Raw genomic sequence first — 20,887 nt, 5'->3', positions numbered from 1 at the left:
CACCCCCCTCAGGGGTAACGCGTTACGCCGGAACGCTCGCGACGCCCTGCGCCAGGAACCGCTTGCCGTTCACGCGCTCGGAGACACCCTCGCGGTCCAGGTACGGCGTGATGCCGCCCAGGTGGAAGGGCCAGCCGGCGCCCGTGATGAGGCACAGGTCGATGTCCTGCGCCTCGGCGACGACGCCCTCGTCGAGCATGATGCCGATCTCCTGCGCCACCGCGTCGAGCACGCGGTCGCGGACCTGCTCCTCCGTCAGGACGGTGTCGCCCTGCTTCAGCAGCGCGGCGACCTCGGGGTCCAGCTCCGGCTTGCCGGAGTCGTAGACGTAGAAGCCGCGCTTGCCGGCCTTGACGACGGCCGCGAGGTTCGGGGAGACCGTGAAGCGGTCCGGGAAGGCCCGGTTGAGGGTCTCCGAGACGTGCAGACCGATCGCGGGGCCGACCAGCTCCAGCAGGACGAGCGGCGACATCGGCAGACCGAGCGGCTCGACGCCCTTCTCGGCGACCTCGACGGGGGTGCCCTCGTCGATGATGTTCTGGATCTCGCCCATGAAGCGGGTCAGGATGCGGTTCACGACGAACGCCGGGGCGTCCTTGGTGAGGACCGCGGTCTTCTTCAGCTTCTTGGCGACGGCGAAGGCCGTGGCCAGGGAGGCGTCGTCGGTCTTCTCGCCGCGGACGATCTCCAGGAGCGGGAGCACCGCCACCGGGTTGAAGAAGTGGAAGCCCACGACCCGCTCGGGGTTCTTGAGCTTCGACGCCATCTCGGAGACCGACAGCGAGGAGGTGTTGGTGGCGAAGATCGCGTGCGCCGGGGCGACCGCCTCGACCTCCGCGAACACCTGCTGCTTGACGCCGATCTCCTCGAAGACCGCCTCGATGATGAAGTCGGCGTCCGAGAAGCCCTCGGCCTTGTCCAGCACACCGGACACCAGCGCCTTGAGGCGGTTGGCCTTGTCCTGGTTGATGCGGCCCTTGCCGAGCAGCTTGTCGATCTCGGCGTGGACGTAGCCCACACCCTTGTCGACACGCTCCTGGTCGATGTCGGTCAGCACGACCGGCACCTCGAGGCGGCGCAGGAACAGCAGCGCGAGCTGGCTGGCCATCAGACCGGCGCCGACGACACCGACCTTGGTGACCGGGCGGGCCAGGTTCTTGTCCGGGGCACCGGCGGGGCGCTTGCCGCGCTTCTGCACCAGGTTGAAGGCGTAGATGCCGGAGCGCAGTTCGCCGCCCATGATGAGGTCGGCGAGGGCCTTGTCCTCGGCGTCGTAGCCCTGCTGGAGGTCGCCGTTCTTGGCGGCGGCGATGATGTCCAGGGCGCGGTAGGCGGCCGGGGCCGCGCCGTGCACCTTGGAGTCCGCGATGAAACGGCCCTTGGCGACGGCCTGGTCCCAGCCCTCGCCGCGGTCGATCACCGGGCGCTCGATCTCCAGCTCGCCCTTGAGGACGGCGGCGGTCCAGATCAGCGACTGCTCAAGGAAGTCCGCGCCCTCGAAGATCGCGTCGGCGATCCCGAGCTCGTAGACCTGCTTGCCCTTGAGCTGCTTGTTCTGGTTGAGGCTGTTCTCGATGATCACCGATACGGCCTTCTCGGGGCCGATCAGGTTCGGCAGCAGCGTGCAGCCGCCCCAGCCGGGCACCAAGCCGAGGAAGACCTCGGGCAGCGAGAACGCCGGCAGGGCCGCGGAGACGGTGCGGTAGGTGCAGTGCAGACCGACCTCGACACCGCCGCCCATCGCGGCGCCGTTGTAGTACGCGAAGGTCGGCACGGCCAGCTTCGACAGCCGCTTGAAGACCTCGTGGCCGCCCTTGCCGATGGCGAGCGCGTGCTCGTACTCCTTGAGGATCTCCACGCCCTTGAGGTCGGCGCCGACCGCGAAGATGAACGGCTTGCCGGTGATGCCGACGCCGATGATCTCGCCGTCCGCCGCCTCCTTCTCGACCTGGTCGATGGCGGTGTTCAGATTCGCCAGCGAGGCCGGGCCGAAGGTGGTCGGCTTGGTGTGGTCGTGGCCGTTGTCCAGGGTGATCAGCGCGAAGCGCCCGGCACCCAGGGGGAGGTCGAAGTGGCGTACGTGCGCACTCGTGACGACCTCGTCCGGGAACAGCTCGGAAGCCTGCTTGAGAAGCTCGGCGGTGGTGCTCACTTGTCCCCCTCGAAGTGCGGGTTCTCCCAGATGACCGTCGCGCCCATGCCGAAGCCGACGCACATGGTGGTCAGGCCGTAGCGGACGTGCGGCTGCTCCTCGAACTGGCGGGCCAGCTGCGTCATCAGGCGGACGCCGGAGGAGGCCAGCGGGTGGCCGAACGCGATGGCGCCGCCGTACTGGTTGACGCGCTCGTCGTCGTCGGCGATGCCGTAGTGGTCCAGGAAGGCCAGGACCTGGACGGCGAAGGCCTCGTTGATCTCGAACAGGCCGATGTCGGAGATCGACAGGCCGGCCTGGGCCAGCGCCTTCTCCGTCGCCGGGATCGGGCCGTAGCCCATGACCTCCGGCTCCACGCCCGCGAAGGAGTAGGAGACCAGGCGCATCTTCACGGGGAGGTCGTGCTCGCGCGCGAAGTCCTCGGAGGCGATGAGCGAGGCGGTGGCGCCGTCGTTCAGACCGGCCGCGTTACCGGCGGTGACCCGGCCGTGCACACGGAACGGGGTCTTCAGCCCGGAGAGGTTCTCCAGGGTGGTGCCCGGGCGCATCGGCTCGTCGGCGGTGACCAGGCCCCAGCCCGTCTCACCGGCCTCGGGGGAGGTGCGGCGTACCGAGACCGGCACCAGGTCGGCCTGGATCTTGCCGTTGGCGTACGCCTTGGCGGCCTTCTCCTGGGAGCGCACCGCGTACTCGTCGGCGCGCTGCTTGGTGATCTGCGGGTAGCGGTCGTGGAGGTTCTCCGCGGTCATGCCCATGAAGAGGGCCGACTCGTCGACCAGCTTCTCGGAGACGAACCGCGGGTTCGGGTCCACGCCCTCGCCCATCGGGTGGCGGCCCATGTGCTCGACACCGCCCGCGATGGCGATGTCGTAGGCGCCGAAGGCGACGGAACCGGCGACCGAGGTGACGGCGGTCAGGGCGCCGGCGCACATGCGGTCGATGGAGTAGCCCGGCACGGACTGCGGGAGACCGGCGAGGATGCCGGCGGTGCGGCCGATGGTCAGGCCCTGGTCACCGATCTGCGTGGTCGCGGCGATGGCGACCTCGTCGATCTTCTTCGGGTCGAGTCCGGGGTTGCGGCGCAGCAGCTCCCGGATCGCCTTCACGACGAGGTCGTCGGCACGGGTCTCGTGGTAGATGCCCTTCGGGCCCGCCTTGCCGAACGGGGTGCGGACGCCGTCGACGAAGACGACGTCCCTGACGGTACGAGGCACGATGGCTCTCCTCCAGGGTCAGGATCTGCATTGCTGCTGCGATGCGCTGAGCGCGCGCTCAGGCCCATGCTACTTATGGGTAACGTAGCTGCACAGTCCTGGCAGGCGGAGCGGTGAAGGTCACACCGCCGAGTCGCGCGGCGCCCCGCTTTTCAGGGGCGCGGGGAACTGCGCGAGCAACCCACGACCGCCCGCACCCTCGTACGGCCGCTACCGAGGCGGCGCTGTGGAGCCCCGAGGCGTCAGCACCGGTGTAGGCACAGGATGGGAACCACCCTCCCCTCCGGTGATCACCGAGAACAACGTCCTGGCCACCTCCGCCCCGAACCCGTGCACGTCATGGCTCATAGCCGAAAGCGTCGGATGCGTCAGCCGGCACAGCTGCGAGTCGTCCCAGGCCAGCAACGACACGTCCTCCGGCACCCGCAGCCCCATCTCCGCCGCCACCGCCAGCCCCGCCACCGCCATGATGTCGTTGTCGTACACGATCGCGGTCGGCCGGTCGGCCGGTGCCGAAGTCAGCAGCGAGCGCGTCGCCCGCGCCCCCGCGTCCCCCGAGAAGTCCGTCGCGACCTGCCACGCCCCGGCCAGCGCCAGCGCGCCCGCCGCCTCGTCGAACGCCGCCGTCCGGATCGCCGTGTGCCCGAGGTCCGCGGCCCCGCCCACCCGGGCGATCCGGCGGTGTCCGAGGGCGGCCAGATACCGCACCGCCTCCGTCACGGCCGTGGCATCGTCCGTCCACACCGATGTGAGCCCCCCGGTGAGCGACGGATGCCCGACGGCGACCGCCGGCATCCCGAGGCGCTGCGTCAGGGCCGCCCGCGGATCGTCCGCGCGGAAGTCGACGAAAATCGACCCGCCGATCTGCCGCGCCCGCCACCACGCCTCCTGGACGCCCACTTCCTCGTCCATGTTCCGCACCAGCCTCAGCAGCAGCGAGCTGGAGTGCTCGGCCAGCACGCTCTCCACACCGGAGACGAACTCCATGTACCAGGGTTCGAGCCCCAGGACCCGCGCCGGCCGGCACACCGCCAGGCCCACCACGTCCACCCGCGATCCGGCCAGGGTGCGAGCCGTGAGGCTCGGCGCCCAGCCCAGTTCGCGCGCCGCCCGGAAGATCCGGTCCCGGGTGGCCTCCGAGAGCCCGGGCTTGTGGTTGAAGGCGAGGGACACGGCACCCTTCGAGACGCCGGCGCGCGCGGCGACGTCCTTGATGGTGACGCGAGGGGTCGGCGTTGCCGTCATCGGGTGGGCTCCACGCAGTACAGGGCCGAACGGGCGGTCTCCGCGTCCGGAGTCTTCCAGCCGCGCACCCCGATGGTCACCTCTTCGCCCGGCAGCAGGGTGACCAGCCCCCGGTCGGCCCGCGCCCCCGGCGCCAGCCGGTCCGCCTGGAGCAGCAGGTCCCGGACCAGGGTGCGGGCGGTCACGGTGATGCCGCCCGGCGCGAGCGCGACATCGAACTCGGGCCGCGGGTAGGCGACGTCACGGTCCGGCAGCGGGAAGTGCACCGCCCGCAGCCCTCCCCCACTCTCGGCTTCGCTCGAGCGGGGGGACCCCCACACGTCGGCGACCAGGAACTCCTTCGGCCCGGCGGGCGTCAGCTCGCGCGGCACCTCGACCCGGGCCACGGCCCGGGCCCCTGCCGTGAACTTCACACCCGCCTGCCCCAGCACCTCTCCCGCCACGGACATCCGGCGCAGGGTGAGCGCCCCCGTCCAGTCCCCGGCCGCCTGGTTCACGGCGGCCAGCTCATACCCGCCGTCCCCCGCCAGGATCGTCAGCAGGCGGTCCGCGTACAGCCGCCTCAGCTCGTGGTACAGCGGCTTCTCCCGGCCGTCCCCGTCGATCGCCGCCCAGGACGTCACCGGCCAGCAGTCGTTGAGCTGCCAGACGATCGTGCCCGCGCACACCGGCCAGTGCGCACGCCAGTGCTCGATCCCGGCCGCGATCGCCCGCGCCTGGTTGAGCTGCATCAGGTAGTGCCACCGGTCGAAGTCGCCCTCCGGTACGGCGAAATGCCGCTCGAGCCCCCGCTCCAGCTTGCCGTTGCCGTCGTCGGCCTTCTGGTGGTGCAGCATGCCGGGGGAGTCCGGCGCGAGCTCCTCCCCGGGCAGGGCCCCTCGCAGCGTGCTGTACGCGGGCGGGGCCTGCCAGCCGAACTCGGCGACGAAGCGCGGCACGCTCAACCGGTAGTCCGCGTAGTCCTCCCGGTTCCACACCTCCCACGAGTGGTGGGTGCCGTGGGCAGGGTCGTTCGGATGGTGGTCCCACGACCCCGACCAGGGGCTGCCCGCCGTGTAGGGCCGGGTCGGGTCCAGCTCGGCCACCACACGAGGCAGCAGGCCCAGGTAGTACCCCTCGCCCCAGGAGTCCCCGGCCAGCCGCGGCTCCCACTCCCAGTCCCTGAAGCCCCACAGGTTCTCGTTGTTGCCGTTCCACAGCACGAGCGAGGGGTGCGGCATCAGCCGTACGACGTTCTCCCGCGCCTCGGCCTCCACCTCGCCGCGCAGCGGCTGCTCCTCCGGGTAGGCCGCGCAGGCGAACGGGAAGTCCTGCCAGACCAGCAGCCCGAGCTCGTCGCAAGCGTCGTAGAAGTCCTCGCTCTCGTAGATCCCGCCGCCCCAGATCCGTACGAGATCCACGCCCGCCCCGGCCGCCTGCTCCAGGCGCTCCCGGTAGCGCTCGCGGGTGATCCGGGACGGGAAGACGTCGTCGGGGATCCAGTTGACGCCCCGCGCGAAGAGCCGCTCGCCGTTGACGACAAGGGTGAAGCCGGTGCCGTGCGCGTCGGGCCCCTGGTCCAGCTCCACCGTCCTGAAGCCGACCCGCCGCCGCCACACGTCCAGGGCGTCCTCACCGTGCAGCAGCGTCAACTCGACGTCGTAGAGAGGCTGTTCGCCGTACCCGCGCGGCCACCACAGCTCCGCGTCCGGGACGCGCAGCCGTACGACCCCGCCCGCCCCCTCGATCTCGGCCCGCGCCCGCACCCCGGCGACGGTCGCCTCCACGGCGAGCGGTGCCTCGACCCGGGTCCGCTCGACGTCCACGGCCAGCTCGACGACCCCGGCGCCCTCCTCGACGGTCACCAGGGGGCGCACCCGGGCGATCCGGGCCGTCGACCACCGCTCCAGGCGCACCGGCCGCCAGATCCCGGCGGTCACCAGGGTGGGCCCCCAGTCCCAGCCGAAGGAGCAGGCCATCTTGCGCAGGTACTGGTAGGGCTCCGTGTAGGCGGCCGGCCGCTCGCCCAGCCGGCCGCGTACGGCCTCCGCCTCCGCGTACGCCGAGACGAACCGCACGGACAGCCGTCCGGACAGGCCCGTCACGTCGAACCGGTACGAGCGGTGCATGTTGCGCACCCTCCCCAGCAGCCGCCCGTCCAGGGAGATCTCGGCGACGGTGTCGAGCCCGTCGAAGACCAGGTCGGTCTGCTCCTGCGCGGACGAGTCCCCGAGCTCCCGCTCGTAGGTCCAGTCGCGGCGCCCCACCCAGGCAACCTCGGTCTCGTTCCGGCCGAGGAACGGATCCGGGATCACCCCGGCCGTCATCAGGTCGGTGTGCACGCACCCCGGCACGGTGGCGGGCAGCCTGTCCGAGTCGTGCCGCAGGATCCATCCGTCGCCGAGCGGTGTGGCCTCCAGCATGCGCACTCCCTTAACCGGTCCAGTGAAGAGTCGTGTGTCGGTTTTCGCATCGTTGGCGGGATTGGGACTTTACCGGTTGAGTAAGCGCTGTCAGAGTTCCGAACCAGCCATACCGCACGTGCTCGTCCGTCCCGAGTTCCCCTCAGCGAACGGAGCTGATGCACATGAACCGCCGTACCCTCCTCGCCCTCGCCGCGGGCGCCGCCCTGCTGGCCTCCGGCTGCACCGGCACCGGAGGCTCCTCGAAGGGCGCCGACGCCGAGGCGCCCGACGATCCCGCGAAGGTCAGCGGAACCATCACCGTCCTCACCCACCGCACCGACCTCGTGCAGGACGGGACGATGAAGAAGTACGCCGCCGAGTTCAACAAGACGTACCCCAAGGTGAAGGTCGAGTTCGACGGCATCACCGACTACGAGGGCGAAGTCAAGATCCGTATGAACACGGAGAATTACGGCGACGTCCTGATGATTCCCTCGGTGATCGAGAAGAAGGACTACCCCAGGTTCTTCGCCTCGCTGGGCAGCCAGGCGGAGCGGAGCAAGAAGTACCGCTTCACCGACTTCACGACGGTCGACGGCAAGGTCTACGGCCAGAGCCCGCTCGGCGCCCTTCCGGGGTTCATCTACAACAAGAAGGTGTGGAGCCAGGCCGGGGTCACCGAATGGCCCACGACACCGGCCGAGTTCATCGCCGGCCTCAAGGCGATCAAGTCGAAGACCGACGCGATCCCCTACTACACGAACTTCAAGGACAAGTGGCCGCTCAGCCAGTGGACGGGCGTCAACGGCTCGGTCGGCTGTGACGAGCAGGCCACCACCAGGCTCGCCGAGGGCAACCCCTGGGCCGAGGGAGCCGACCTGCGCGTGGCGGACACCCTGCTTTACGACATCGTGCACGAGGGGCTCGTCGAGAAGGACCCGACGACCACCAACTGGGAGGCGTCCAAGCCCAAGCTGGCCAAGGGCGAGATCGCCACCATGTGGCTCGGCTCCTGGGCGGTCATCCAGATGCAGGGCGCGGCGAAGCAGGCCGGCGCCGAACCGGACGACATCGGGTTCATGCCCTTCCCCGCCCAGAAGGACGGCAGGTTCTGCGCGGTGACGTCGCCCGACTACAACCAGGCCGTCAACGTCAACTCCTCGCACAAGGAGGCCGCCCGCGCCTGGCTGGACTGGTTCACCGAGAAGTCCGGCTACGCGCAGGACAACCTGGCGCTGTCCCCGCTCAAGGACGCCCCGCTGCCCGGTGTGCTGAAGCCGTACGAGGAGGCGGGCGTCAAGCTCCTCGAACTCGACGACAGCAAGGGCGCCGAGGTGAAGAGCATCGACAACCAGTCCGAGGTCGGCATCAACAAGCCCGACTACCGCCAGGAACTCGTCGACCTGGCCCGCGGCGCCAGGAAGGGCGACCCGGACGACTTCCTGGACGGCCTCGGCGAGAAGTGGACCGAGACGCAGAAGTCACTGGGGTCCTGATGACGGGCGCCACCGAGACGGCGGCCGTCGAGGCCGCCGCGAAGGCGACCGCCGCCCCCGCCCCGGCTCCCGCCCCGCGCCCGGCACGCCTGTGGCGCGGGACCACCCCCTGGCTCTTCCTGCTCGCCCCGCTCACTCTCCTGGTCGTCTTCACCTACGCGCCGATCGCCAACATGGTCGCGTACAGCTTCACCGACTGGGACGGAGTGAGCCCCGAACTGCACTACACGGGCGCCGAGAACTACACCGAACTCTTCACCCGCGCCGAGCTGTTCGAGGTCTTCTGGGTCAGCGGCTACTACCTGGCGGCCTCCGTCGTCCAGATCGTCGCCGCGCTCTACTTCGCCACGATCCTCAGCTTCGACGTCCGCTTCCGGAACTTCTTCAAGGGCGTGCTCTTCTTCCCGTACCTGATCAACGGGGTGGCGATCGGGTTCGTCTTCCTCTACTTCTTCCAGGACGGCGGCACCCTCGACTCGGTGCTGAGCCTGTTCGGCGTCGAGACGGACCGGGCCTGGCTCGGCACCCCGGAGTCGGCGAACACCTCCCTGGCCGGCGTCTCCGTCTGGCGCTACCTGGGCCTGAACTTCGTCCTCTTCCTCGGCGCGATCCAGTCGATTCCCGGGGAGCTGTACGAGGCGGCCGAGCTGGACGGCGCGAACCGCTGGCACCAGTTCCGGTACATCATCGCGCCGGGCATCAAGCCGGTGCTGTCCCTCACCGTGATCCTGTCGATCTCGGGCTCCCTGTCGGTCTTCGAGATCCCGTACATCATGACGGGCGGCGCGACCGGCACCGAGACGTTCGTGATCCAGACCGTGAAACTGGCGTTCCAGTTCAACAAGACGGGCCTCGCCTCGGCGGCCGCGGTCGTGCTGTTGCTGATCGTCCTGGCGGTGACCTGGGTGCAGCGGCGCCTCGCCCCCGACGACAAGGTGGACCTCGTATGACCCGCCGCGCGGTGACCCGCGTCCTCGTGTACCTGTCGCTGATCGCCGCGACCGCGGTGGTCCTGCTCCCGCTGGCCGCGGTGTTCCTGACCTCCCTCAAGTCCGAGCGGGAGATGGCCGACGGCAGCGGGGCGCTCGCGCTGCCCGACGACCCGTTCAACTTCCACAACTACGTGACGGCGTTCCAGGACGGCCGGATGCTCTCGGCCTTCGGCAACACGGCGATCATCCTGGTCGTCGCCATCGGCGGCACGGTCCTCATCGGCTCGATGACGGCCTACGCCATCGACCGCTTCCGGTTCCGCTTCCGCAAGGCGGTCCTGGCCCTGTTCCTGGTCGCCGCGCTGGTCCCCGGCGTGACCACGCAGGTGGCCACCTTCCAGATCGTCAACAGCTTCGGCATGTTCGACAGCCTGTGGGCGCCGATCGCCCTCTACATGGGCACGGACATCGTCTCGATCTACATCTTCCTGCAGTTCGTCCGGTCCATCCCGGTCTCACTGGACGAGTCCGCCCGCCTGGACGGCGCCAACGCCTTCACGGTCTACCGCAAGATCATCTTCCCGCTGCTGAAACCGGCGATCGCGACGGTCGTGATCGTGAAGGGGATCACCGTCTACAACGACTTCTACATCCCCTTCCTCTACATGCCCTCCGAAGATCTTGGCGTGATCTCGACGTCGCTGTTCCGCTTCAAGGGCCCCTTCGGCGCCCACTGGGAGACGATCTCGGCGGGCGCGATCCTCGTGATCGTCCCGACCCTGGTCGTCTTCCTGTTCCTTCAGCGGTTCATCTACAACGGTTTCACGCAAGGCGCCACGAAGTAGGCGTCCCTGTTTGGGGGCGCGGGGAACCGCGCGACAAGCCGAAGACCGCCCGCAGCCGCCGTTCGACGAGAGACCCGACGGCGGCTAGGCCTCCTTGACGGACAGCGCCTCCACGAGAACCGGCGTCACCTGCTCCACCTGCCACGGCCGCGCACCGTACCCGGCCAGGGCGGCGGCCACCGACTCGGCGCCGACCACCGCCGGAGGCTCCCAGCACACCCGCCGCACCGTGTCCGGCGTGATCAGGTTCTCCTGCGGCATGTTCAGCTGCTCGGCCAGCGCCGACACCCCGGCCCGGGCCGCGGACAACCGCGCCGCGGCCGCGGGGTCCTTGTCGGCCCAGGCACGCGGCGGCGGAGGGCCGGTCACCGGCTGCCCCGGCTGCGGCAGCTGCGCCTCGCTCAGCGCCTTGGCCCGGTCCACGGCCGCCTGCCACTGCTCCAGCTGCCGCTTGCCCACCCGGTGGCCGAAACCGTTCAACGCGGCCAGCGCGTGCACATTGGCCGGAACCGCCAGCGCGGCCTCGACGATGGCAGCGTCCCCCAGCACCTTGCCCGGCGACACGTCCCGCCGCTGCGCGATCCGGTCCCTGGCCTGCCACAGCTCCCGTACGACGGCCAGCTGCCGCCGTCGGCGCACCTTGTGCATGCCGGACGTACGACGCCACGGGTCCTTGCGGGGCTCGGGCGGCGGAGCCGAGGCGATCGCGTCGAACTCCTGACGGGCCCACTCCAGCTTGCCCTGCCGGTCCAGCTCCTTCTCCAGCGCGTCGCGCAGGTCCACGAGCAGTTCGACGTCCAGCGCCGCGTAGCGCAGCCAGGGCTCGGGCAGGGGCCGGGTCGACCAGTCGACGGCGGAGTGTCCCTTCTCCAGGACGAAGCCCAGCACGCTCTCGACCATCGCGCCGAGGCCGACCCGGGGGAACCCGGCGAGCCGCCCGGCCAGCTCCGTGTCGAACAGCCGCGTCGGCACCATGCCTATCTCGCGCAGGCAGGGCAGGTCCTGGGTGGCGGCGTGCAGCACCCACTCGACGCCGGACAGGGCGTCGCCGAGGGCGGACAGGTCGGGGCAGGCGACGGGATCGATCAGGGCCGTTCCGGCTCCCGCGCGGCGCAGCTGCACGAGGTAGGCGCGCTGCCCGTAGCGGTAGCCGGACGCGCGCTCGGCGTCGACGGCGACGGGCCCGGACCCCGCCTCGAAGGCGGCGACCATCCGGGCCAGGGCGGTCTCGTCCGCGATGACGGGCGGAATGCCCTCACGCGGCTCCAGCAGAGGGATCGGCGCCTCCGTAGCAGAAGATCCGCCGTCGTCCGGAGGGGCGCCTCCGGTGGTTCGCAGTGAGCTGTCTGCTGCGGTGTCGTGGGCGTCGGTCACATGTCAAGGGTATCCATGTGTGGACAGCGCCCGCCGACGGAACGTTCCGGCGGCGGGCGCTCGAGGGTCGCAAACCAGTCATGTCGGGGAAGCGGCGGGTTCACGAACCGTGAGTGACGTGGCCGGGGCCGACGGCCGGTCCCGTGTCACGTGAGGGGGTGATCACGAGGGGTCACGGCGGAACGGGTCAGTGGATGATCCCGGTCCGCAGCGCCACCGCGACCATGCCGGCGCGGTCGCCCGTGCCGAGCTTGCGCGCGATACGGGCGAGGTGGCTCTTGACGGTCAGGGCCGACAGGCCCATCGAGACGCCGATCGCCTTGTTCGACTGGCCCTCCGCGACCAGCCTCAGCACCTCGACCTCGCGGCCGGACAGTTCGCGGTAGCCGCCCGGGTGGCTCGGGGAACCCGGGGGGCGGCGGTGCAGTCGCGCGGCTGCGGCGCCGATGGGGGCGGCGCCCGGCCGGGTGGGGAGCCCGACGTTGGTACGAGTGCCGGTGACGACGTAACCCTTCACGCCGCCGGCCAGTGCGTTGCGCACGGCACCGATGTCGTCGGCGGCGGAGAGGGCGAGCCCGTTGGGCCAGCCGGCGGCGCGGGTCTCCGACAGCAGCGTGAGGCCGGAGCCGTCGGGCAGGTGGACGTCTGCGACACAGATGTCGCGGGGGTTGCCGATGCGGGGACGAGCCTCCGCGATGGACGAGGCCTCGATGACGTCGCGCACACCGAGCGCCCACAGGTGGCGGGTGACGGTGGAGCGGACGCGCGGGTCGGCCACGACCACCATGGCGGTCGGCTTGTTCGGGCGGTAGGCGACCAGGCTTGCGGGCTGCTCGAGGAGAACGGACACCAGGCCTCCTGGGGTGCGGGACGGGGCCGGCTCGTGGGGGGTGAAGCCGGGACGAACCGTGCTTTCAAGGTCACAGTCGTCTTCGGCACCGAACCCGTCCGCCTTTAGAGAATGATCACGAATCGGTGATAACAATCCGTGCAATTCGGACACGCGGTCGATCACTCGAAGGTCGAACGGTTTCGGTCTGCGTCGATACGCGGTCGAAAGTGGCCGTATCGACAAAGTGATTCGGCCAAGAGGGGTACTCAGGTGTGATCGTCGACCGGACATGGTTGACCGCCCCGCACAAGGTCGATCAGTGCGGGGCGGTCAGGGGTTGATCAGGGGGCGATCAAGGGCTGATCAGGGGGGCGGTCAGCGGGACTGCGGGCCTCGCCGCTGGGGCAGCGTCACCACCGACGCGTCACCGGGAACGGCCGGGGGCAGGCCCGCGATCTGGGCGAGCAGATCGCACCAGGCCGCCAGGTGCGCGGCCGTGTCCGGGACGCCGCCCAGGCCCTCGCGCGGCGTCCACGACGCGCGGATCTCGATCTGCGAGGCGGCCGGGCGCGCGGAGAGCCCGCCGAAGTAGTGGGAGCTCGCGCGCGTGACCGTGCCGCTCGGCTCCCCGTAGGTCAGCCCGCGCGCCTGGAGCGCGCCGGTCAGCCAGGACCAGCACACCTCCGGCAGCAGCGGGTCCGCCGCCATCTCCGGCTCCAGCTCCGCGCGCACCAGCGTCACCAGCCGGAACGTGCCCCGCCAGGCGTCGTGCCCGGCCGGGTCGTGCAGCAGCACCAGCCGGCCGTCGGCCAGATCCTGGTCGCCGTCGACTACCGCGGCCTCCAGCGCGTAGCTGTGAGGAGCGAGCCGCCGGGGCGGGGGCGTCGCCTCGACCTCGATCTGGGGCCGCAGCCGCGCCGCCTTGAGCGCGTCGACGGCGGCCCGGAAGGGCGGCGGGGCGGAGTCCGCCTCCCGCCGGTCGTTCTCGGTGTCCTTCGCTTCGTCCATTCCGCCAGCGCCGTCCGACAGTCGTCCCTGAGCCGCAGCCATGCGGGAAGATTACGGGGACCGGAGCCCGGGTGCGGGGCTAGACACCCCGCGCCTCTCCAGGGGCTGAATCACGCCGTTCGGCGGCGTGCGAAACTTGGCCCCGTGAGTGCCAACGACGCCCCTCGGGGCCAGCAGCCGTCCGCCGCATACGACTCCGCCTTCCTCAAGGCCTGCCGGCGCGAGCCCGTGCCGCACACGCCGGTGTGGTTCATGCGGCAGGCCGGGCGCTCACTGCCTGAGTACCGCAAGGTGCGCGAGGGCATCCCGATGCTCGAGTCCTGCATGCGGCCCGACCTGGTCACCGAGATCACGCTCCAGCCGGTGCGCCGGCACGGCGTGGACGCGGCGATCTACTTCAGCGACATCGTCGTCCCGCTCAAGGCCATCGGCATCGACCTCGACATCAAGCCCGGCGTCGGCCCGGTCGTCGAGCGCCCGATCCGCACCCGCGAGGACCTGGCGCAGCTGCGCGACCTGACTCCCGAGGACGTCGCCTACGTCACGGAGGCCATCGGCCTGCTCACCCGCGAGCTCGGCGCCACGCCCCTCATCGGCTTCGCCGGCGCCCCCTTCACCCTCGCCAGCTACCTCGTCGAGGGCGGTCCGTCCCGCACGTACGAGAACGCCAAGGCCATGATGTACGGCGACCCCGAGCTGTGGAGCGACCTGCTCGACCGCCTCGCGGACATCACCGCCGCGTTCCTCAGGGTGCAGATCCAGGCGGGCGCCTCGGCGGTCCAGCTGTTCGACTCCTGGGCCGGTGCGCTGGCCCCCGTCGACTACCGCCGCTCGGTGCTGCCGGCCTCGGCGAAGGTCTTCGAGGCCGTCGCCGGCTACGGCGTGCCGCGCATCCACTTCGGTGTCGGCACCGGCGAGCTGCTGGGCCTCATGGGCGAGGCCGGCGCGGACGTCGTGGGCGTCGACTGGCGTGTCCCGATGGACGAGGCCGCCCGCCGGGTCGGCCCCGGCAAGGCACTCCAGGGCAACCTCGACCCGACCGTGCTGTTCGCCCCGACCGAGGCCGTCGAGGCCAAGACCCGCGAGGTTCTGCACTCGGCGAAGGACCTCGAGGGCCACGTCTTCAATCTCGGCCACGGCGTCATGCCGTCCACCGACCCGGACGCCCTGACGAGGCTCGTGGAGCACGTGCACACGCTGACCGCGCGCTGAGGCGGCCCGGGCCCGCCCGGTACCGTCGGGGCTCGGTTCGTCCCGGCCGCCCCTCGAATGCCGCCATGGCGCTGGTGGGCCACCCGGCCGGACGGCTCGTCCGTTCACGACGGCGGACGGTTCCCGGTGGCCCGGATCAGCCACCAGGTGGCCGCGAGACAACCGGCCGCGGGCACGGCCAGCAGCACCGGCACGGCGTCGACACCAGGTAGTCGGCCACGGCGTCCTCGAAGGCGGTGACCGCGGGACCGCTCGTGAACTCGCAGGTCTCCAGCACGCGGGCGAAGGCGTCGGCGGCCGCGGTCTTCTCCTCCCGCGACAGGAGCCGCTCCTTCGGCAGGAAGGGGACCCCTGTCGCGGGCGGCGGTTCGGGGAAGAGGGGGCGACGAGCGCGTCGGGGTGCACGTGAGCGGGGGAGGAGTCCCAGGACGAGAGGACCTTCGCCAGCTCCCGGTTGGCGAGGGATGCGCTCGGCGATGCAGGTGGACAGTCGGCGGGCGAGGGCCCGTCGGACTCCAAGGAGGAGCTGGCGGAACTCGCTTCGGCGCAGGCCGACTTCCCCAGTTACCTCACCGACGGCGCGTGGAACGTCCTCGACCACAACGCGGCCATGGCCCACTGGTTCCCCTGGGACGACGAGAATCTCACCGCGCTGTGCGCCACCGTTCTGGACGACGCCGAGTGCCGCAGGCTGTGGGATTGGAGTCCGAAGGTCCTCGCCCACCGGCACGGGCATCGCTACGAACTGCGCCTGCCCCACGTCTCCCCCGAGACGATCACCGTCACCTCGCAGGTCCTGCTCCCGGCATACCGGCAGGAACTCCGTTACATCCTGCTGCTGCCCACGGGAGGCTCCCCGCACCGCCGCTGATTCCGCACTCTGGTGCCGGTGGACGAAAGGGTGCGGTGCTGAACGCAGTCGCCGGGGCGTGCGTATGTGTCGGCAACCGCCCGCGGCGCGGGGAAGGCGGGTCGCGGGGCCGACGTGAGGAACAGGCGATGAACGACCGAGTGACCCCCGCGATGCACGCTCTGCCCGACGGTGAGGCGGAGCTGACGCTGGTGGTGCGGCTGCCCTGGGAGGACGTGGCCCGCCTCGGCCAGGAGGCGGGGCGGCTGGCGACCCAGTTGCGGCGGCCCGTGACCCTGGAGGAGGCGGTGAGCCACCGGTTGCGCTCGACCCGGGTGGCGTCGCACGCGAAGCCGGCGGGGGAGCAGCCGCCGGCGGTGACGGCTGGGGCCGCGTCGGTGTCCTCTTTGCCGTCGCGGCCGCCGGCGGAGCAGGCGCGGCAGGCGATCGACCGGATCACCGGCACGGCGGGGACGGCGTAAGGGATTCGCCGTAGGGGTGCGGGGGCGTTGCCGGGTGCCGGCCCGTGGTGGCCGTTCGCGCCCACGCGGCGGAGCCGCACATCGATACAGCCCCGCGTCCCTCGGGGCGTGGACCTGCCGCCTCTCAGATTGAACCGCGGACCTTCGCCGACGCCTTGCGGGCCGCCACCAGGACCGGGTCCCAGACCGGGGAGAAGGGTGGGGCGTAGCCGAGGTCTAGGGCCGTCATCTGTTCCACTGTCATGCCCGCCGTGAGGGCGACCGCCGCGATGTCGACCCGCTTGCCCGCGCCCTCCCGGCCGACGATCTGGACACCGAGGAGACGGCCCGTGCGGTGCTCGGCCAGCATCTTGACCGTCATCGGGGAGGCGTTCGGGTAGTAACCCGCGCGGCTGGTCGACTCGATGGTGACCGACTCGAAGCGGAGCCCGACGCGGTGGGCGTCCTTCTCGCGCAGGCCCGTGCGGGCGATCTCCAGGTCGCAGACCTTGCTGACCGCTGTACCGACCACGCCCGGGAAGGTGGCGTAGCCGCCGCCGGCGTTGGTGCCGATGACCTGGCCGTGCTTGTTGGCGTGCGTGCCGAGCGGGATGTGCCGCTCCTGGCCCGAGACCAGGTCGAGGACCTCGACGCAGTCGCCGCCGGCCCAGATGTTCTCCTGGCCGCGCACCCGCATCGAGCGGTCCGTGAGCAGACCGCCGTGCGGGCCCAGGGGGAGTCCGGCGGCCTTCGCGAGGGCCGTCTCGGGGCGGACGCCGATGCCCAGCACGACGACGTCCGCGGGGTACTCGCGGTCCTCGGTGACCACCGCCCGCACCGCCCCGTCGTCGCCGGTCAGGATCTTCGTGACCTCGGCGTCGTTCACCATCGTGATGCCGAGGCCCTCCATGGCCTCGTGCACCAGGCGGCCCATGTCGGGGTCGAGGGTCGACATGGGCTCGCTGCCGCGGTTGACGACCGTCACCTCGTAGCCGCGCTTGATGAGGGCCTCGGCCATCTCCACGCCGATGTAGCCGGCCCCGACCACCACCGCGCGGCGGCCACGCGTGCCCTCCAGCGTGTCGAGGAGCGCCTGGCCGTCGTCCAGCGTCTGCACACCGTGCACCCCGGCCGCGTCCGTCCCGGGCATGTCCGGCCGGATCGGCCGGGCGCCGGTCGCGATCACGAGCTTGTCGTACGACGTCCAGGACTCCTCGCCGGAGTCGACGTCACGCGCGCGTACCCGCTGCCCGTCCACGTCGAGCTCGGTCACCTCGGTGCGCAGGCGCAGGTCGATGTCCCGGGCGCGGTGCTCCTCGGGCGTGCGGGCGACGAGCTCGTCCCGGTCGGTGACGTCGCCGCCGACCCAGTAGGGGATGCCGCACGCCGAGTACGACGTGAAGTGGCCCCGTTCGAACGCCACGATCTCCAGCTCGCCGGGGCCCTTCAGGCGGCGCGCCTGTGACGCCGCGGACATACCCGCGGCGTCACCGCCGATGACGACCAGTCGCTCCCGTGCACGGCTCATGTTCATGCGAACACGCTACGGGAGCAGGGCACTTCAGTCCCCTTCACCCGGGTGCCGCTGGTGCGTCGACTCCGGCGCCGGCCGGGCCGTCGGCAGCGGGCCGAGCGCGGTCGTCGCGGACACCGGCGCGGGGCGGCGCGGCAGGCGGGGGCGCACGACCCGCAGCCACAGCAGGACGATCAGCGCGGCCACCGCCGCGAACGGCAGGAGCGCGCCGATGGCCACCGCCAGCCAGCGCAGCATCGTCACGAAGGCGTTCCAGCCGCCCGCGAGCGCGTCCACGAACCCGGGATCGCCGTCCTCGGCCGCCTTCTTCACCGGGGTCTCGGACAGCGACAGGGTGATGGTGGCCAGGCTGGTGCGGTCCTTCAGGGACTTCTGCCGGGCGAGCAGCGCCTCCAGGTCGGCCTGGCGGGTGCTCAGCTCGCCCTCCAGGGTCACCACGTCACCGAGCTTGCCGGCCTGGTCCATCAGCTCGCGGATCCGGGCCACGCTGGCACGCTGCGTCTTGATCCGGCTCTCCACGTCCACGACCTGGTCGGTGACGTCCTCGGCCTTCGCGCTGCGGTCGAGGAGCTTGCCGGAGCCCTCCAGTTCGGCGAGCACCCCGTCGTACTTCTCGGCGGGCACGCGCAGCACGACCCGGGTGCGCTCATGGCCCTCGGAGTCCCGGGTGGTCGTCTCGTTGCCGACGTAGCCGCCCGCGTTCTCGACGCCGGTGCGGGCCTGGTCCAGGGCCTTGGGGACGTCTTTGACCTGCACGGTCAGAGAGGCCGTGCGGATGATGTGGCTCGCGGCGAGCTTCGGCGGTGCCGCGGCCTTGGCGCCGCTTCCGGTGCCGCCGGGAGCGGCCTCGCCCGAGACGCCCTTGTCGTCCGCCCCGCGGTCGGCGGCGGAGCTGCTGCCGCCCGCCGCGTCGTCCCCCGCGCTGCACCCCGTGAGCGCGAGGGCGGCCGCCACCAGGAGTGCGGCCAGGGCCGATGCGGGGTGTCGTACGGATCGTCGTGTGCGCATACGGGCATCCCCCGAGGGTCGATTCTGCTGACGCTTCTTCGACGCCCGGACGGCGCAGAACGTTTGGCCCGGGACGGTCCCGATGCGGTCACGGTCGGGACTCGTGAAGGACACCGGGGCGCGGCGGCGCCGTCAGAGGGATCTGAGAGGCTGGGGGCATGCGCGAAGTGCAAGGGCGGGTCGTCGTCATCGGGGCGGGCATCGCGGGGCTGGCCGCCGCGCACCGGCTGCTGGACCGCGGGGCGCGGGTGACCGTGCTGGAAGCCTCCGGCCGGGTCGGCGGCAAGCTGCTGGCCGGAGAGGTCGCGGGCGCGCGGGTGGACCTCGGCGCCGAGTCGCTGCTGGCCCGTCGGCCCGAGGCCGTGGCGCTCGCGCGCGAGGTGGGCCTCGCCGACCGCCTCCAGCCCCCGGCCACGGCGACGGCCTCGCTGTGGACCCGCGGCGCCCTGCGCCCCTTCCCCAAGGGGCATGTGATGGGCGTGCCCGGCACCGCGTCCGCACTGGCCGGTGTGCTGTCCGAGGAGGGCCTCGCCCGCATCGAGCGGGACGCCGAGCTGCCCCGCACCGAGGTCGGCGACGACGTGGCGGTCGGGGAGTACGTGGCGCGGCGCCTCGGCCGGGAGGTCGTCGACCGCCTGCTGGAGCCCATGCTGGGCGGGGTGTACGCGGGTGACGCGTACCGCATCTCCATGCGTTCGGCCGTTCCGCAGCTCTTCCAGGTGGCCCGGAGCCACACCTCCCTGACGGCAGGGGTCCGCGAGCTCCAGGCCAAGGCGGCCGCGGCCCGGCAGACCGGCCCGGTCTTCATGGGCATCCGGGGCGGCATCGGCACCCTGCCCCTCGCGGTGGCGGACTCGGTCCGGGCCCGCGGGGGCGAGATCCTCACGGGGACGCCGGTGACCGGGCTGCGTCGCACCCCCGAGGGCGGCTGGCACATCGTCTCCGGTGGGCACGAGTGGCTCGCGGACGCCGTGATCGTCGCCGCGCCCGCCCCCGCGGCCGCCCGGCTGCTGCGCGCCGAGAACCCCGGGGCCGCCGCCGAGCTGGACGCCGTCGAGTACGCCTCCATGGCCCTGGTCACCCTCGCCTACCGCCGCAGCGAGACAGCCCTGCCCGACGGCAGCGGCTTCCTCGTGCCGCCGGTCGACGGCCACACCATCAAGGCGTCCACGTTCGCCTCGCAGAAATGGGGCTGGATCGCCGACGAGAACCACGGACTGGTCGTCCTGCGCACCTCCGTCGGGCGGTACGGCGAGACGGAGATCCTCGAGCGCGACGACAGCGAGCTGGCCGACGTCTCCCGGCAGGACCTGAAGGCGGCGACCGGCCTCGACGCCACACCCGTCGCCACCCGCGTCACCCGCTGGGACGACGGCCTGCCCCAGTACCCCGTCGGCCATTACGCGCGCGTGGCCCGCATCCGCGAGCACATCGCCCGCCTCCCCGGCCTCGCCGTCTGCGGTGCCGCGTACGACGGCGTCGGCATCCCCGCCTGCATCGCGAGCGCGTACGCCGCCGTCGACCAGGTCCACGGTGACCCGGTCGCCGTTCGGGAGCTCACCGCCCACCCGGTGCAGAGCTTGCACGGCGGAGCGGGAGAATGAGGCCATGAGCAACGACGCCCCCACCCCCGAGTCCGGCAGGATCCCGAACAAGGGCAAGCTGGCCAAGGACCTCAACGAGGTCATCCGCTACACGCTCTGGTCCGTCTTCAAGCTGAAGGACGTCCTCCCCGAGGACCGCGCCGGGTACGCCGACGAGGTCCAGGAGCTGTTCGACCAGCTCGCCGCCAAGGACGTGACGATCCGCGGCACGTACGACGTCTCGGGCCTGCGCGCCGACGCCGACCTCATGATCTGGTGGCACGCGGAGACCAGCGACGCGCTGCAGGAGGCGTACAACCTCTTCCGCCGGACGAAGCTGGGCCGCGCCCTGGAGCCCGTCTGGTCGAACATGGCGCTGCACCGCCCCGCCGAGTTCAACCGCGCGCACATCCCGGCGTTCCTCGCCGACGAGACGCCCCGCGACTACGTGAGCGTCTACCCCTTCGTGCGCTCCTACGACTGGTACCTGCTGCCCGACGAGGACCGCCGCCGCATGCTCGCCGACCACGGCAAGATGGCCCGCGGCTACCCGGACGTGCGTGCCAACACCGTCGCCTCGTTCTCCCTCGGCGACTACGAGTGGATCCTCGCCTTCGAGGCCGACGAGCTGTACCGCATCGTCGACCTGATGCGTCACCTGCGCGCCTCGGAGGCCCGCCGCCACGTGCGCGAGGAGGTGCCGTTCTACACGGGCCGCCGCAAGGACATCACCGAGCTGGTCGCCTCGCTGGCCTGA

General features: G+C 71.4%; 17 protein-coding genes. 8 read left to right on the top strand and 9 right to left on the bottom strand.

All coding sequences use genetic code 11. From position 1 onward, the window contains the following. Positions 1–22: 22 nt before the first annotated feature. The 4 genes from ABTX60_RS01255 to ABTX60_RS01240 all read right to left on the bottom strand — a co-directional run bounded on the left by ABTX60_RS01255 (position 23) and on the right by ABTX60_RS01240 (position 7,013). On the bottom strand, positions 23–2,152 hold the full coding sequence (locus tag ABTX60_RS01255) for a 3-hydroxyacyl-CoA dehydrogenase NAD-binding domain-containing protein (protein WP_352094999.1): 2,130 nt from the start codon (positions 2,150–2,152) through the stop codon (positions 23–25). Further along, positions 2,149–3,366 carry a thiolase family protein gene (locus ABTX60_RS01250; RefSeq protein ID WP_030838745.1) on the bottom strand — a complete coding sequence of 406 codons (1,218 nt, stop codon included), beginning with the start codon at positions 3,364–3,366 and terminating at the stop codon, positions 2,149–2,151. Before ABTX60_RS01250 ends, ABTX60_RS01255 begins: the two co-directional genes overlap by 4 nt. Before the next feature lie 210 nt (positions 3,367–3,576). Next, on the bottom strand, positions 3,577–4,611 hold the full coding sequence (locus tag ABTX60_RS01245) for a LacI family DNA-binding transcriptional regulator (RefSeq protein WP_352094998.1): 1,035 nt from the start codon (positions 4,609–4,611) through the stop codon (positions 3,577–3,579). Next, on the bottom strand, positions 4,608–7,013 hold the full coding sequence (locus ABTX60_RS01240; protein WP_352094997.1) for a glycoside hydrolase family 2 protein: 2,406 nt from the start codon (positions 7,011–7,013) through the stop codon (positions 4,608–4,610). Before ABTX60_RS01240 ends, ABTX60_RS01245 begins: the two co-directional genes overlap by 4 nt. 164 nt (positions 7,014–7,177) lie before the next feature. On the opposite strand from ABTX60_RS01240, the gene ABTX60_RS01235 reads away from it, so the two are divergent. The 3 genes from ABTX60_RS01235 to ABTX60_RS01225 are packed head-to-tail and all read left to right on the top strand — an operon-like array spanning position 7,178 to position 10,268. Next, entirely contained in the window at positions 7,178–8,491 is a 1,314-nt protein-coding gene (locus ABTX60_RS01235) for an ABC transporter substrate-binding protein (protein WP_352094996.1), read from the top strand. Continuing rightward, positions 8,491–9,441 carry a carbohydrate ABC transporter permease gene (locus tag ABTX60_RS01230; protein ID WP_352094995.1) on the top strand — a complete coding sequence of 317 codons (951 nt, stop codon included), beginning with the start codon at positions 8,491–8,493 and terminating at the stop codon, positions 9,439–9,441. Before ABTX60_RS01235 ends, ABTX60_RS01230 begins: the two co-directional genes overlap by 1 nt. Next, positions 9,438–10,268, top strand: coding sequence for a carbohydrate ABC transporter permease (locus tag ABTX60_RS01225; protein WP_352094994.1), 831 nt, complete (start codon positions 9,438–9,440; stop codon positions 10,266–10,268). The genes ABTX60_RS01230 and ABTX60_RS01225 overlap by 4 nt, the downstream gene beginning before the upstream one ends. A gap of 84 nt (positions 10,269–10,352) precedes the next feature. On the opposite strand, the gene ABTX60_RS01220 is transcribed toward ABTX60_RS01225, so the two are convergent. The 3 genes from ABTX60_RS01220 to ABTX60_RS01210 form a co-directional block, all read right to left on the bottom strand. After that, positions 10,353–11,642 (bottom strand): ribonuclease D, encoded by a 1,290-nt coding sequence (locus tag ABTX60_RS01220; protein WP_352094993.1) that lies wholly within the window; start codon positions 11,640–11,642, stop codon positions 10,353–10,355. A 187-nt stretch (positions 11,643–11,829) separates the two neighbouring features. Continuing rightward, the gene (locus ABTX60_RS01215; RefSeq protein WP_097221493.1) at positions 11,830–12,492 is read right to left on the bottom strand and encodes a response regulator transcription factor; all 663 of its coding nucleotides are present in this window, start codon (positions 12,490–12,492) and stop codon (positions 11,830–11,832) included. A gap of 357 nt (positions 12,493–12,849) precedes the next feature. Continuing rightward, positions 12,850–13,524, bottom strand: coding sequence for a DUF3000 domain-containing protein (locus ABTX60_RS01210; protein ID WP_352094992.1), 675 nt, complete (start codon positions 13,522–13,524; stop codon positions 12,850–12,852). A 102-nt stretch (positions 13,525–13,626) separates the two neighbouring features. Between ABTX60_RS01210 and hemE the strand changes: the two genes are divergently transcribed. From hemE to ABTX60_RS01195, 3 genes are all read left to right on the top strand, one after another. After that, the gene (gene hemE, locus ABTX60_RS01205; protein WP_352094991.1) at positions 13,627–14,694 is read left to right on the top strand and encodes a uroporphyrinogen decarboxylase; all 1,068 of its coding nucleotides are present in this window, start codon (positions 13,627–13,629) and stop codon (positions 14,692–14,694) included. Between the two features lie 454 nt (positions 14,695–15,148). Beyond that, a complete protein-coding gene (locus ABTX60_RS01200) occupies positions 15,149–15,565 on the top strand; it encodes a hypothetical protein (RefSeq protein ID WP_352094990.1) in 417 nt (138 codons plus the stop codon). Between the two features lie 128 nt (positions 15,566–15,693). Then, on the top strand, positions 15,694–16,026 hold the full coding sequence (locus ABTX60_RS01195; protein WP_352094989.1) for a hypothetical protein: 333 nt from the start codon (positions 15,694–15,696) through the stop codon (positions 16,024–16,026). A 124-nt stretch (positions 16,027–16,150) separates the two neighbouring features. Here the strand turns inward: ABTX60_RS01195 and ABTX60_RS01190 are convergent, their stop codons facing one another. Continuing rightward, positions 16,151–17,539 carry an FAD-dependent oxidoreductase gene (locus ABTX60_RS01190; RefSeq protein ID WP_352094988.1) on the bottom strand — a complete coding sequence of 463 codons (1,389 nt, stop codon included), beginning with the start codon at positions 17,537–17,539 and terminating at the stop codon, positions 16,151–16,153. A gap of 27 nt (positions 17,540–17,566) precedes the next feature. After that, positions 17,567–18,547: a DUF4349 domain-containing protein gene (locus ABTX60_RS01185; RefSeq protein WP_352094987.1), complete on the bottom strand. Its 981-nt coding sequence runs from the start codon at positions 18,545–18,547 to the stop codon at positions 17,567–17,569. 158 nt (positions 18,548–18,705) lie between these two features. Here ABTX60_RS01185 and hemG point away from each other — a divergent pair, with 158 nt between their 5' ends. Together hemG and hemQ are read left to right on the top strand one after the other, a co-directional pair. Beyond that, positions 18,706–20,151, top strand: a complete 1,446-nt coding sequence (hemG, locus tag ABTX60_RS01180) for a protoporphyrinogen oxidase (protein ID WP_352094986.1) — start codon at positions 18,706–18,708, stop codon at positions 20,149–20,151. Between the two features lie 4 nt (positions 20,152–20,155). Next, a complete protein-coding gene (gene hemQ / locus ABTX60_RS01175) occupies positions 20,156–20,887 on the top strand; it encodes a hydrogen peroxide-dependent heme synthase (protein WP_352094985.1) in 732 nt (243 codons plus the stop codon).

This window comes from Streptomyces sp. NPDC126510, assembly GCF_040302345.1.
In the GTDB taxonomy this organism is placed as follows: Bacteria; Actinomycetota; Actinomycetes; order Streptomycetales; family Streptomycetaceae; genus Streptomyces.
Note: the sequence above shows the minus strand (reverse complement) of the source record. Positions and strands in the feature narration are given on the sequence as shown.

What these genes read in the sequence shown, in the direction of transcription:
- ABTX60_RS01245 (WP_352094998.1), bottom strand. Translation starts at nt 4,611, where the DNA reads ATGACGGCAACGCCGACCCCTCGCGTCACCATCAAGGACGTCGCCGCG.
- ABTX60_RS01240 (WP_352094997.1), bottom strand. Translation starts at nt 7,013, where the DNA reads ATGCTGGAGGCCACACCGCTCGGCGACGGATGGATCCTGCGGCACGAC.
- ABTX60_RS01235 (WP_352094996.1), top strand. Translation starts at nt 7,178, where the DNA reads ATGAACCGCCGTACCCTCCTCGCCCTCGCCGCGGGCGCCGCCCTGCTG.
- ABTX60_RS01230 (WP_352094995.1), top strand. Translation starts at nt 8,491, where the DNA reads ATGACGGGCGCCACCGAGACGGCGGCCGTCGAGGCCGCCGCGAAGGCG.
- ABTX60_RS01225 (WP_352094994.1), top strand. Translation starts at nt 9,438, where the DNA reads ATGACCCGCCGCGCGGTGACCCGCGTCCTCGTGTACCTGTCGCTGATC.
- ABTX60_RS01210 (WP_352094992.1), bottom strand. Translation starts at nt 13,524, where the DNA reads ATGGCTGCGGCTCAGGGACGACTGTCGGACGGCGCTGGCGGAATGGAC.
- ABTX60_RS01195 (WP_352094989.1), top strand. Translation starts at nt 15,694, where the DNA reads ATGAACGACCGAGTGACCCCCGCGATGCACGCTCTGCCCGACGGTGAG.
- ABTX60_RS01190 (WP_352094988.1), bottom strand. Translation starts at nt 17,539, where the DNA reads ATGAACATGAGCCGTGCACGGGAGCGACTGGTCGTCATCGGCGGTGAC.
- ABTX60_RS01185 (WP_352094987.1), bottom strand. Translation starts at nt 18,547, where the DNA reads ATGCGCACACGACGATCCGTACGACACCCCGCATCGGCCCTGGCCGCA.
- hemG (WP_352094986.1), top strand. Translation starts at nt 18,706, where the DNA reads ATGCGCGAAGTGCAAGGGCGGGTCGTCGTCATCGGGGCGGGCATCGCG.
- hemQ (WP_352094985.1), top strand. Translation starts at nt 20,156, where the DNA reads ATGAGCAACGACGCCCCCACCCCCGAGTCCGGCAGGATCCCGAACAAG.